This window comes from Nitratidesulfovibrio sp. HK-II, assembly GCF_003402415.2.
Classification (GTDB): Bacteria; Desulfobacterota; Desulfovibrionia; order Desulfovibrionales; family Desulfovibrionaceae; genus Cupidesulfovibrio.
The window spans coordinates 3124897-3138017 of the sequence record NZ_AP036014.1; the positions used below are offsets into that span (position 1 = coordinate 3124897).

General features: G+C 70.1%; 7 protein-coding genes and 1 riboswitch. Of the genes, 3 read left to right on the forward strand and 4 right to left on the reverse strand.

The window, feature by feature from the left end:
- Positions 1 to 16 precede the first annotated feature (16 nt).
- Positions 17 to 892, forward strand: a complete 876-nt coding sequence (locus RVX_RS13160; RefSeq protein WP_116308200.1) for a transporter substrate-binding domain-containing protein — start codon at positions 17 to 19, stop codon at positions 890 to 892.
- A gap of 171 nt (positions 893 to 1063) precedes the next feature.
- On the forward strand, positions 1064 to 2152 hold the full coding sequence (locus RVX_RS13165) for an amino acid ABC transporter permease (protein WP_116308199.1): 1089 nt from the start codon (positions 1064 to 1066) through the stop codon (positions 2150 to 2152).
- 31 nt (positions 2153 to 2183) lie between these two features.
- Here the strand turns inward: RVX_RS13165 and RVX_RS13170 are convergent, their stop codons facing one another.
- Together RVX_RS13170 and RVX_RS13175 are read right to left on the reverse strand one after the other, a co-directional pair.
- Positions 2184 to 6353: a PAS domain S-box protein gene (locus RVX_RS13170; RefSeq protein ID WP_116308198.1), complete on the reverse strand. Its 4170-nt coding sequence runs from the start codon at positions 6351 to 6353 to the stop codon at positions 2184 to 2186.
- Between the two features lie 199 nt (positions 6354 to 6552).
- The gene (locus RVX_RS13175; RefSeq protein ID WP_268914483.1) at positions 6553 to 7779 is read right to left on the reverse strand and encodes a lytic murein transglycosylase; all 1227 of its coding nucleotides are present in this window, start codon (positions 7777 to 7779) and stop codon (positions 6553 to 6555) included.
- 254 nt (positions 7780 to 8033) lie between these two features.
- Here RVX_RS13175 and RVX_RS13180 point away from each other — a divergent pair, with 254 nt between their 5' ends.
- Positions 8034 to 9533 carry a YihY/virulence factor BrkB family protein gene (locus RVX_RS13180; RefSeq protein ID WP_116308197.1) on the forward strand — a complete coding sequence of 500 codons (1500 nt, stop codon included), beginning with the start codon at positions 8034 to 8036 and terminating at the stop codon, positions 9531 to 9533.
- Positions 9534 to 9842: 309 nt separating this feature from the next.
- Here RVX_RS13180 and ribB read toward each other — a convergent pair whose 3' ends face one another.
- Both ribB and RVX_RS13190 read right to left on the reverse strand, forming a co-directional pair.
- Complete coding sequence (ribB, locus tag RVX_RS13185) at positions 9843 to 10601, reverse strand: 3,4-dihydroxy-2-butanone-4-phosphate synthase (protein WP_230404848.1); 759 nt, start codon at positions 10599 to 10601, stop codon at positions 9843 to 9845.
- A 229-nt stretch (positions 10602 to 10830) separates the two neighbouring features.
- Positions 10831 to 10991: riboswitch (FMN riboswitch) on the reverse strand.
- A 613-nt stretch (positions 10992 to 11604) separates the two neighbouring features.
- Positions 11605 to 13071: a sigma-54-dependent transcriptional regulator gene (locus RVX_RS13190; protein ID WP_116308196.1), complete on the reverse strand. Its 1467-nt coding sequence runs from the start codon at positions 13069 to 13071 to the stop codon at positions 11605 to 11607.
- Positions 13072 to 13121: the final 50 nt, after the last annotated feature.

Sequence of the window (13121 nt, forward strand, 5' to 3'; positions counted from 1 at the left end):
ACAACGGAGGCACACCATGCATACGTCCACTTCCCCCACCCGGCTCCACGCCCCGGCCGTCCTGCGGCCCGTGCTGACGGCCCTTCTGCTTCTGGCGGCTTTGCTGGCGACGCACGCCCATGCCTGGGCCGCCGACGCATCCGTGCGTCAGAAACTGTCCGAGGAAAGCGCCATCGCCGACGTGCTCGAGCGCGGCGTGCTGCGCGTGGGCTTTTCCACCTTCGTGCCGTGGGCCATGCAGGACAAGACCGGCAAGTTCATCGGCTTCGAGGTTGACGTGGCCACCCGCCTGGCCGAGGATCTGGGCGTGAAGGTGGAATTCGTGCCCACCAAGTGGTCGGGCATCATCCCCGCCCTGCTCACCGGCAAGTTCGACGTGATCATCGGCGGCATGAGCGTGAAGCCAGACCGCAACCTGAAGGTGAATTTCACCGTGCCCTACGACCACGCGGGCATGGCCCTGATGGCCAACCGCGCAACGGCCAAGGGCTTCGCCACCCTGGAGGACTTCGACAAGCCCGAAGTGACAATTACCGCGCGCACCGGCAGCACCGCCGCCGCCGCGGTGAAGAAACGCCTGCCAAAGGCCACCCTGCGCCTGTTCGACGACGAGGCCCCGGCCATCCAGGAAGTCCTGGCTGGCCGCGCCCACGCCATGGTCTCCAGCGCGCCCCTGCCCGCCTTCGAGGTGCTGAAGAACCCCGACAAGCTGTTCCTGCCCATGCCCGGCACGTTCACCAGCGAACCGGTGGGCTTTGCCGTGCGCAAGGGCGACGTGGACACCCTGAACGTGTTCGACAATTGGATCCGCCTGGTGGAGGCCGAGGGCTGGCTGAAGGAACGCAAGCATTACTGGTTCGAGACCAATGAGTGGGAAACGCGGCTGAAGTAGCCGCCACGCGGCGGCGCGCAGCCAGACGCGGCCGCCCCGGTCACCGTTCGCGTCACGCCGGGCTCCCATGGGGGTCCGGCGCGGCGCGCCACCACCCGATCCGCCGATGACGTCCCGGTCGGCCGAGGCGCGGGCCTCGCCCGGCAGCCGCCAGCCGCAGTCAGGAGTTGCATGGTCCCCAGGCCGTTTCCCGCCCTGCCGCCGGAACACAATGTACCGGCCTTTCCCCCGCGAGACGGCGACGGCGCGCGACGGTCCCGCGCGTCCGGCGCGTCCGGCGGATCAGGTGCGTCCGGTGCGTCCGGTGCGTCAGGCACCGACGCCGCCCCCCCGGCCGTGGAGGACTTCCTGTCGCCCGCCGCCGCGCTGCGGGTGGACATGGCCCTGCTGGCGCTGCTGCTGGCCGCCGGGGCATGGCTGGCCTGGCGGGGGACCGGACAGTTGGACTACCACTGGAACTGGAATCTGGTGGGGCAATACCTGCTCCGCCACGACACGGAGCAGGGGGCGCAGGCAGGCTGGGTGCCCGGCATGCTGGCGCAGGGACTGCTGGTGACGCTGCGCCTGGGCCTGTGGTCCACGCTGCTGGCGCTGGCCATCGGCACGGGCATGGGCCTGTTGCGGGCCAGCCCGCGTCTGTTCCGGCGCATGGTGGCGCGCACCTATGTGGAAGGGGTGCGCAACCTGCCCCCGCTGGTGCTGGTGTTCATCTTCCACTTCTTCGTGAGTTCCCAGTTGGGCGCGCTGGCCGCCCCGCTGGCCCCCCTGATGGAGGACGCGGCCGCGCTGCTGCCCCCCACCGCCCTGGCCTGGCTGGCCAGGGCCTCGGCCGTGCTGCTGGCCCCACCCGACCAGTTGCCGGTGTTCCTTTCCGGGGTGGTCATCCTGGGGCTGTACGAGGGGGCCTACATCACCGAAATCGTGCGCGCCGGACTGGAAGGCGTGGGACGCGGCCAGTGGGAGGCGTCCGCATCCACGGGCCTTACCCGCCGCCAGCAACTGCGCCACGTCATCCTGCCGCAGGCCTTCCGGTTGATCATTCCGCCGCTGGCCGGGCAGTTCATCTCCACCATCAAGGATTCCGCCATCCTGTCGGTAATCTCCATCCGCGAGCTGACCTTCCAGGGCATGGAACTGATGGCCGCCACCTACCTGACCTTCGAGATCTGGCTCACGGTGGCGGCCCTGTATCTGATGCTGACCGTTGTCTGCTCTCTGGCTGCGCGGCACGTGGAGCGCCGACTGCGCCGGACCATGTAGCCTCGGGCCGCCCGCCCCCCTTCCCCGCAGGCTACGCCATCACCTTGCTTACCCCGGTGGCCGGAATTTCCCCTTCTTCCGCACCCGCTTCCCCGCCCTCTTCCGCTCCGGTGTCCGCCCCGGCGCGAGGCGCAGCCGCATCCGGCACGTCCGGCGCGCGCCCCCCGGCGGCCGCCCCGTCACCGTCAACGAACCGGGCCAGCACCCGACGCAACACGGCCGCATCCACCGGCTTCTCCACGTAGTCGTCCATGCCTGCCGCCAACAGCCGCTCGCGGTCGCCGTCCATGGCATAGGCGGTCAGGGCTATGACCGGCACATGCGGACCGCCAGGGAGATCCGTGGCGGCACGGATGGCCGCCGTGGCCTGCATGCCGTCCATGACCGGCATCTGCACGTCCATCAGCACCGCGTCAAACCGCTCCGACCGCAACGCCTCCAGCGCCGCCGCGCCGTCGCCCACGGCCAGCGCCTGGTAGCCCATCTTTTCCAGCAGCCAAGTCACCGTCAGACGGTTCACGTGATCGTCCTCGGCCAGCAGCAGGCGTCCGCCGGAAACGGACGCCCCGCCCAATCCGTTTTCGGCCGCTCCGGCCAGGGGAGCCCCATCCGTCACGGCGGCGGGCAGGCGCAACACAAGGGTGGTGCCCTGCCCCTCCACGCTGGTCATGGACACCTCGCCGCCCATCAGGGCCATGATGCGCCGCACGATGGACAGGCCCAGGCCCGCCCCGCCGTGCCTGCGCGACGCGGCGTCCTCCACCTGGGTGAACGGCTCGAAGATGGTGGCCAGCATGGATTCTGGAATGCCTATGCCGGTATCCCGCACCTCGATGACCAGCATTCCGGGCATGCCGGAACTGGTACCGGCGCCGGGATTGTCGGCCGGACCGCCGCCGTCGCCGTCCTTACCGTCCTTACCGCCTGGGCCTGGCGCGGGCCGTGCCGCCCCCGTTTCATGCCGCGCCGTGAGCAGCACCCGCCCCACGTCGGTAAATTTCACGGAGTTGCCCACCACGTTCAGCAACATCTGGCGGATGCGCAGCGGGTCGCCCATCAGGCTCGGCGGCACCCCTTCCAGCGCCGCCTCCAGCAGGATGCCCTTGCGGTCGGCCTCTGGCCGCAGCACGGCCAGCACTTCGCGCGCCAGGGCCGTGAAATCGAACGGTTCCTCGCGGATGGCCAGCCTGCCCGATTCCACCTTGGCCAGGTCCAGCAGATCGCCCAGCAGGCGCGTCAGGTTGCTGCCCGCCGCGTGGGCCACCTGCACGTACCCGCGCTGCTCGTGGTCCAGGGGGGTGGCGTCCAGCAGTTGCAGCATGCCGAGCACCCCGTTCATGGGGGTGCGCAGTTCGTGGCTCATGTTGGCGAGGAAGGCGCTTTTGGCCCTGGTGGCGGTTTCCGCCGCCTCGCGCGCCTGGATCAGTTCGCGCTCGGCGCGCTTCCGCTCGGTAATGTCCATGCCGTAGATGTTGACGTAGCCGCCGTCGGCGATGGGGGTCACGGTCATGGCGTAAACGCGCCCGCTGCATTCGACCTCGAAAGTCTGCATGGCCCAGGTGCGCAGCGCCTCGGCAACGAATTCCGCGAACCGTGCGGGAAAGGGGCGCCCCACCTCGGCCCCGAAGCAGTCGAGAAAGGCGCTGCTGGATTTGTTGGCGTGCAGCAGCGCCAGGTTCGGATCCACGCGCATGACGGGGTGCGGGTTCTCGCCCGGAAAGCGGGCCAGGTCGCGGATCTCGCGTTCCGCCCGCAGCCGTTCGCCGATGTCGCGCACGAAGACCAGCGCTCCGTCCTGCGTCCCCATGCGGAAGGGGACGGCGGATGTCTCGGCGTCCACGATGACGCCGTCCCTGCGCCGGATGCGTACGTGCCCCTGCGCCACCGTGCGCCGCTCCTCGTTCAGCAGGCGGATGCGCTCGACCACCCTGTCGCGGTCGTCGGGATGGATGAAATCCAGCACGCCCCGCCCCATGATCCCCTTGGGGTCGTCCACCCCGAACAGGGCCAAGGCGGCCGGATTGGCGTAGGCGAACCGGCCCTCCTTCTGCAGGAATATGGCCTCGGGCGCGTTCTCCACCACCAGCCGGAAGCGCGCTTCGCTTTCCGCCAACCGGCGCTCCGAGGTCTTGCGGTCCTGAATGTCCTGGACCACCGAGATGAAGTAGTCGGGCGTGCCGTCCGGCTTGCGCACCAGCGCCACGGTCAGGTTGATCCACACCGGCTCGCCGCCCTTGCGCAGGTACCGCTTCTCCAGGGTGTACGTATCCGTCTCGCCATCCAGCACCCGGCGTGTCTGCGCAAGATCGGTGTCGAGGTGCTCGGGGTGGGTGATGTCCTGAAAGCGCAGGGCAAGCAGTTCCTCCGCGCTGTAGCCCACTATGGCGCACAGCTTGCCGTTGACGCGCAGCCAACGCCCATCCGGGGCCACCATGGCGATGCCCACGGCCGCCTGCTCGAAGGTGGCGCGAAACCGCGCCTCGATCTCGTCCAGTTCGGCCTTGTGGCGGGCCCGCTCCTTGAGTTGTCCCTGCACGTTGGCCAGCAGTTCCCCCGCCGTGAAGGGCTTCTGGATGAAGCCCTGCACCACCCCGCGCAGCAGGTGCGCGCGCAGTTCGTCATCGGCCTTGGCGGTCAGCATCAACACCGGCACGTCGGCCATGCCGGGGTAACGGCGCATCTGTTCCACCATGCGCCTGCCGTCCACGCGGGGCATCATCACGTCGCACACGATGAGGTCGGGCCGCAGGTCCAGCGCCTTGCGCAGCCCCTCCTCGCCGTCATAGGCCTTGGCCACGTCATGCTGCGGCCGCAGGATGCCCGCGATGTGGTCGATCATGTCATGGTTGTCCTCCACCACCAGAACCAATGCGCCGCCGCGCCTGGCAGGCGGGTCATCCGACCCGGCCAGCGCCACGCTGGTCCACCCCGCCACGGAGGCATGCAGGACCGCGGAAACCCCCGGCGAATCCGCGGCTGCCACCTCGGCTCCCGGCGGGGCGGCGAGCGGCAGTTGCACCCGGAACAGCGCCCCCCCTTCCGCGCCCTGCCCCACGCTTGCCTGCCCGCCGTGCAGTTCTGAAAATTCCTTGACGATGGCGAGGCCAAGCCCCGTCCCGCCATGCAGCCCCCGTTCACCTTCCCCGCTCTGCTGGAACCTCTCGAAGACGGCGCTGCGCAGGCTTTCCGGAACCCCCGGCCCATCGTCGCTCACCGCAAGCATCGCCTGGCCGTCGGCCCGTTCGAGCGATACGGCCACGCTGCCGCCGTCCGGCGTGAACTTGAAGGCGTTGGCCAGCAGGTTGAGCAGGATGCGGCGGAACTTGTCCGGGTCCACCTGCGCGGGCAGACGCAGCGGCACCTGCACCGCGTACCGCATGCCCCGCTGCGCGGCCATGGTTTCAAAGTAGGCGCACGTGGAGCGCGCCAGGGCCGCGAGATCGACCTCGGCGTAGCGCATCAGCATGGAACCGGCATCGACGCGCGACAGGTCGAGCAGGTCGTCCACGTGGCGGTGCAGCAGCCGGGCGTTGCGCATCATGGCGCCGAACAGGCGCTGGCGGTCGTCGTCCTCGGGCGTTTCGCCCAGCAGGCGTTCCAGCGGGTCCAGCAACAGTGTGAGCGGCGTGCGCAATTCATGGCTGATGTTGGCGAAGAAGCGGGTTTTCAGCGCGTCGAGTTCGCGCGTCTTCTCGTACAGGGCCGCCAACTCGGCATTGGCTTCCACAAGGCTGGTGTTGGCCTCGCGCAGGTGGGCATGCGCGGCGCGTTGCGCCTCCAGGGCCTTGGCGGCCCGGTGGGTGGATTCGCGCAGGCGCTGCTGGAACAGGCTGAACAGAACCCCCATGCCCAGAAACATGACCACGGCAACCAGGCTCATGGGCTCCGTCACCGTCAAGGACATGACCGGCGGGATGAAGAAGAACACCACGAGCACCGCCGAAAGCACGGTGGCCATGATGCCCCCGGCCATGCCCCCCGCCCACGAACTGAAGAATACCGCCGGGTAGAACAGAAACCACACATAGGGCCTGATGTAGGACCACAGCGTCCACTGCAGGGCGAGGGCCGCAAGCGGAATGGCCAGGGCCGCCAGCAGGCCGTACCGTGACACGGGAGGGGCCTTGCCGAATGGCGGCGTGATGCCGGGCTCGGAGGGGGGACCGGGAACAGGCGGAGCGGCGGATGGCGTGGCGGACATCGGGCCTCCTTCAGGCGACAATGCCCGAAGCTAGCCCCCGAAAAATCGGCTCACAATTATTACTCTGCCGGTCTGGCCATGCCTGCCCGCAGACCGTGCATGGCCGCACGGGCGGCAGCGGGTGGCCAGGGGACGGCAGGAGGGAATACCGTGGCAAACACGGCGTGCGAACGGTGCGGAAACCGCAGGCTGGCGGCGGCTACCGGGCGGCCGACGCCGTGCCCGCGCCCGCTCCGGCGGTGGACTTCGCGGAGGCCGCAGGCTTCTTTACCGAGGCCGCCTGCGTCTTTACGGAGCCCGACTGCGGCTTGGCGGAACTCGACTGAGGCTTGGCGGGGGCGGCCTGCGAAGGCCTTCCCGCCACCTTGTCCGCCAGGGCCAGGATGGTGTTGGCGTAGGCCGCGCTGTTGTTGTAGCGCTTCAGCACGTTGTAGCGCGCGTCGCGGCGCATGCCGGGCTGCCAGCCGTGCCTGTCGAGATAGTTGGACAGGCTGAACACCGCGTCGCCCACCGAATACAGGTCCACCTTGCCGTCGCCGTCGCCGTCCACCCCGTAGGCCGGGATGTTGGTGGGCATGAACTGGCAGATGCCCACGGCCCCGTAGATGGAGCCGGGCATGGTCAGCGGGTCCTGGCCCAGCGCGTCGGCATGGCGGATGAGGGCCTTCAGTTCCTCGTAGGCCCAGTCCGACTTCTGGCGCATGCGCAGCGAAATCCAGTCCAGGTTGGCGTCCGCGCCGGGCAGCGCGGCGATGTAGCCGGGCACCATGTCCGGCCTGTCGGCCGCCGCCATGGATGCCAGGTTGCGGAAGGCGTTGCCCTTGCCAAGGGCCGTGCCCAGGCGCGTTTCCACGAACAGCAGCGACACGGCCACCTCGCGCGGCACGCTGAAGCGCGATTCCGCCAGCGAGAACCAGCGGGCGTTCTCGGCCAGAAAGGCGCGGCACTTGGCCGCGTTCTCGTCGGTGACCACGCCGGGGTACATGGGCGGGCGCGCGGGCTTGGGCTTCTGGCCGGGCGGGGTGGATTGCGGCACGGGCCGCAGGAACTTGGTGGTGTACAGTTCCTTGACCTTGCGGCCCATGGGGTCTGGCGAAACCTCGTCGCCCAGTTGGGCGAACAGGGCATCCACCCTGCCGCCGGACACGCCGTCCGATGCCAGCCGCCCCAGCAGCGGGCTCCAGCAGGCGGCGGGCCTGCCGGGGGGGTGGGGGGCGCCGGTGGCGGGGGCGGCTGATTCCACGCGCACCTCGCCGGGGGCCGGGGGTGTGGCGGCGCTTTCGGAAGGGGTGGGGGCGGACGCCTGACGGGTGCCGCTGCAGCCCGTCAGCAGCAGGGCGCACAGCGTGGCGGAAGCCAGCGCGCGCCATGCCGCGCGAAGACGGCGCCCCCCGGTGGTGGACGCACTGTCCGTCGTGTCCGTCAAGTGGGGCGCGTGGAGCGCGCACTGCTCGCGCGGCGCGCGATTGCCTGCATCGGGCCCGGTCTGATACGCTTGCATGGGACCATGGTACGAACAGTCCCGGCTCATGGCAAGGGGCTCCAGCGACCCGCGCCGGTCTACCCCCTTTCGGCCCTGTCTGGTCCTGTCTGGTCCAAACGGGGCGGGAAATCCCTGGCGTCGCCGGTCCTCCCCCGGCCGCCGGTCCCGCGCCCTGCCCGCAACCCACAGGAGGCCGGATGCACGGACACACCCTGCGCGACCGCGCCCGGCGCGTGCGCCGCTACGTGACCAGCGACGTGTGGCAGGAGCGCGCGGAAACCGGGCCGCCCGCCCGGCGCGGCGTGATCTGGATGGTGCGGCGCGCCTTTCTGGCGGCGCTGGGCTTCGTGGACGACCAGTGCCTGCTGCGCGCCTCGGCCCTGACCATGACCTTCGTGCTGTCCATGGTGCCCTTCCTGGCCGTGATCTTTTCCATCACCAAGGGCCTAGGCGTACAGAACGCCGAGGTCACCCAGATGTTCCTGCTGCGGCTTGCCGCGGGCAACCAGGACACGGTGACGCGCATCGTCGAATACGTGGAACGCACCAGCGCGGGCCGCATGGGGGCGGTAAGCGCGGCCTTCCTGCTGGTGACGGCGGGCATGCTGATGGCCAACATCGAGCGCTCGTTCAACGCCATCTGGAAGGTGCGGCGGGGCCGCAGCCCGTGGCGCAAGTTCACCGATTTCTTCTCGGTAATGCTGGTCTGCCCGCTGCTGATGGGCGCGGCGGTCACCCTGGGGGCCTCCCTGCGGCGCGCCGACGTGATGGGGCGGCTGCTGGAGGTGGCCCCTGTGGGCGAGGCGTACCTGCTGCTGCTCAGGCTGCTGCCGCTGTTCATGGTCTTCGTGGTGCTGCTGTTCCTGTACTCGTACATTCCCAACACCAAAGTGCGGCCGCGCGCGGCCATGGCCGGGGCGCTGCTGGCGGCGCTGGCCTGGCAGGGCGCGGAATCGGCCTACATGCTCTGGCAGGCCCGCTTCGCCGGATACGGGCTGATTTACGGCAGTTTCGCCCAGGTGCCGCTGTTCCTGATGTGGCTGTACGTCTCGTGGGCGGTGGTGCTGTTCGGCGTCGAGGTATGCCACGCGGTGCAGAACGCGCCCACCTTCGAAAAGCACCTGCGGGCCGGACGGGTGAGCCGCCTCGAGCGCGACCGGCTGGCCGTGCTGGCCATGCTGCTGCTCACCCGCGCCTTCGTGCGCGGCACGGGCGCGGTGCCCGGCCACCGCATGGCCGCCCTGCTGGACGCCCCGGACCACGTGCTGGACGACGTGCTGGACCGCCTGGCCCGCGAGGCCATGGTGGTGCGGGTGTGCGAGGATTCCCCGGCCTGGGTGCTGGGCGCGCCGCCCGACAGCCTGCGCATCGCCGACGTGCTGCTGGCACTGGCCGGGCGCACACGCGGCGAGGGCGAGGAGCGGGTGGCCACGGCCTTCGAATTCATCAACGACACCATGGCCCGGCTGGCCGGGGACATGGCCGCCAGCCCGGCCAACCTGACCCTGCGCGCCTACCACGACACGGCCCTGCCCGACTGGTTCGACGCGGCCCCGGCCGACGCGGGGGACGAGAAGCCTGGGGATGATGCGGGCGATGGCGGCGACGGGGACGGCCCCGCCCTGCCCCAGGCCGGGTTCGATGCCGATGGGCTGCCCCCGTTGCCGCGCGGTCTGACCGGCGGCGACAGGGAATAACGCGGCGGGTACGGAAACGCGCCCCCCGGCGCGCGGGCGCGCCGGGCGAGGCGACACGGGCAAGGCGCGGGAACGGACCTTGCGGAAAATGCTGACGGCGCGGCGGGATGCTTCCCGCCGCGCCGTTTGTCGCTCCGTTGCTGTCGCCTTTCGTGGCCGGGGCTGGCCGCCGGTGCGTCCCACGGGCGTCGCAGTCGCCCGTAGGTGCAATCCCGGCGGAGTGGTCCCTAGGCCGCATGCAGCGTTTGCGCCGGACCCGGCGTCGCAGTCGCCGGGGTCCGTGGCCCGCTGGCAGGGCGCGGCGCGGGATTACGCCATGCCCACCTCCCCGGAATTGCGGGGACGGCCATTTCCGCCGCCCGCATCATGGGCGGCGCGCCACTCCGCCAGCGCCTGCACGGTGAGCACGGGCATGTCCCGTTCCTCCGCGAAGGCCAGGATTTCCGGCAGGCGGGCCATGGTGCCGTCGGGGTTGGTCAGTTCGCACAACACGCCGCAGGGGGCGAACCCGGCCAGGCGCATCAGGTCCACGGTGGCCTCGGTGTGGCCGCGCCGCTCCAGCACGCCGCCGGGGCGGGCGCGCAGCGGAAAGACGTGGCCGGGGCGGCGCAGGTGTTCCGGGCGCGCGCCGGAGGCCACGGCGGCGCGCACCGTGGTCACCCTGTCGGCGGCGGAGACGCCGGTGGTGACGCCCTCCGCCGCCTCGATGGTCACCGTGAAGGCCGTGCCGGTGCGGCTGGTGTTGCACGCCACCATGGGCGGCAGGTCCAGCGCGTCGGCGTGGCCGTCCGTAAGGCACAGGCAGACGATGCCGCTGCCCTCGCGGATCAGCAGGGCCATCTGGGCCTCGGTCAGGGTTTCGGCGGCGAAGATCATGTCGCCTTCGTTCTCGCGGTCCTCGTCATCCACGACAAGAATGCCGCGCCCCGCGCGCAGTGCTTCCAGGGCCTGCTCGACCGTAGCCAGAGGGGCCTGGCGCGGCTGCGGGGCAGGCCCGGCCAGCGGCACGGGCGTGACGGGGAGGCCGGTGGTCCCGGCCTGACGGGGAGAGGGGGACGGCTGATTCATGGCGCATCTCCTTGGCTGGAGGTCCAGAATCAGGGCGTGTGGAAACGCGGCGGAACGGCATGCCCCGCTGGCGCGCAACGCGCCGGTTCACGGGCCTTCGGTGCGCGCGTCGCAGCCGCGCCAGCCGAAAGGCACGTGGTCCGGCACGCCGCACGGGCGGCCATGCCGTCACGCGAATCGCCACGCCAAAACCGCACGCGGAAGGCCCACGGGGTTGGCTGGCGTTGCGCCGCTTCCTCTTTCATCCGGACTGTTACCGTCGGCCCCGGCATCTCACCGGGTCTGCTGACCCCGCTCCACGACGGAGCAGGCGCTCGCGGGCTCTCCGGCGCGGCATGGCCGCGCGGGAATACCGCCGGTGGGGACTTTCACCCCGCCCTGAGGATACGGGCCGGATGCTACATCCGGCGAGCGCGGCAGGCAAGGGGCAATCCGGGCCGGGCACGGCGGAGGGGCCGTGGGGAAACCGCGCGCGCTGGCCGCATGCGCCACGGGTGGGCGTGAGGAACAGGGACGAAACACGGACGGGCGCGCGAACCTGGGAATATCCCGAGCCGCGCGCCCGCTCCGCAAAAGTCGAAAGCCTCCTGCGGGACGGGGGGGTGTCCATGCAGAAGGCTTCCGAAAGGGGGGATCTGAAGTAACACCCCGGAACCTCGGACGGATGGGGGGGGGGATATCCGTCGGGTCCGGCACATCAGAGCCTGTGTCTGACTGCGGGGGTCGGGGGGGGGGGACCGCCGATACGGCTTGTGTCCCGCAGTCGTCTTTTATTTTAGCAAGCCGCGTGCCAGGATGTGAACGGCCACTAGCAGCAAAAAATACTCTTCAAAAACAGTGTATTGCATGAAAGAAAAAGAATCCTGGCCCCCGCCACCATCCGGCGCGCGGCCCTACCGTGCGCAATCGCACGCGCGATTTCGCACGGTAGGGCGTTCCCGCACATATACGGAATGCACCCATGCAAAAGGTAGGGAGCACCGGACAGGCGAACACCCTTCCGCTACTTGGCCAGCCGCCTGTGCAGGGCGAAACGCGAAATGCCCAGATGGGCCGCCGCGCGGCTCTTGTTGCCGCCGAACCGTTCCACGGCCTTGCGCACCAGCGCGTCCACCAGCGCCTCCACGTCGAAGGGGGCGTCGGGCAGGGTCAGGTTGTCGGGGTCCAGCCGCCACGCGCCGGGCTGGCCTTCGCTGCGCCGGGTGGCCAAGGCCGACTCTCCGCTTGCGTCCTCGTCCAGAAAGCCCAGGTGGCGCGCGGTGAGCGCGGGACCGTCGTGCAGCAGCACGGCGCGCTCCACGGCGTTTTCCAGTTCGCGCACGTTGCCGGTCCACGGGTGGCGGCCCAGCAGGCGCAGGGCGTCGGGCGAGAGCGCGGTGAAGCGCTTCTTCTTGCGCACCGCCTCACGCTGCAGGAACAGCCCGGCCAGCACGGGGATGTCCTCCGGCCGTTCGCGCAGGGGAGGAATGCGCAAATGCCCCACCCGCAGCCGGTGGTACAGGTCGCGCCGGAACTGCCCGGCCTCCACCATGGCCGAAAGGTCGCGGTTGCCCGCGCAGACCACCCGCGCCCGAAATTCGCGCCGCTTCACCCCGCCCAGGCGGTAGAAGCCGCGATCCTCCAGCACCCGCAGCAGCTTGGGCTGCAACGACAGGGGCATTTCCGCCACTTCGTCCAGGAACAGGGTGCCTCCGGCCGCCAGTTCCAGCTTGCCGGGCGCGCCCCCGGCGCGGCTGCCGGTGTAGGCCCCCGGCTCGTGCCCGAACAGTTCCGACTCGAACAGTTCATGGGGGATGGCCGCGCAGTTCAGGGCGATGAACGGAGCGTCGTTGCCCGATTCGCCGTAATGAATGAGCCGGGCCACCACTTCCTTGCCGGTGCCCGTTTCGCCCTCGATGAGCACGGGCACGGAAGGCTCGGCGTGGAACACCCGCGTTTCGTCCAGCAGCGCGGACATGGTGGGCGAGGCCGCCACGATCTCGCCGATGCCCGCCACCTGGCGCAGCCGGGTGCGAGCCGATTCCAGCTCGCGCCGCAACGCGTCGGCCCGCTCCTCCACGGCCTCGTCGAGATGCTCGCGCAACTCGCGGTTTTCCATGATCAGGGCCTGGTGCTCTGCGCAGCGCTCCACCACCGCCGCCAGTTCGCGGGCGTTGATGGGCTTGTTCAGGTAGTCGTAGGCCCCGCGCCGCAGCGCCTCCACGGCGGTTTCCATGTCGCCGTGCCCGGTGATGAGCACCACGTCCGCCTCGGCGGTGGAGGGGTCCTCCTTGAGGTGCGAGAGCAGCGTCAACCCGTCCATGCCGGGCATGCGGATGTCGGTGATGATCAGCGGAAACCAGGTGGTGCGGGCCTCGGCCAGCGCGGCCAGCGGGTCTTCGAAGGGCGTGGGCTCGTGGCCCAGGTCGTGCAGGACGAGGCTGAGGCTCTGGAGGCTTGGCAGGTTGTCGTCGACGATGAGTATGCGCATGCGGGATGTCCTTTTGGCGCATTGGTCTGCACCATGCTGTGCACCGGCGC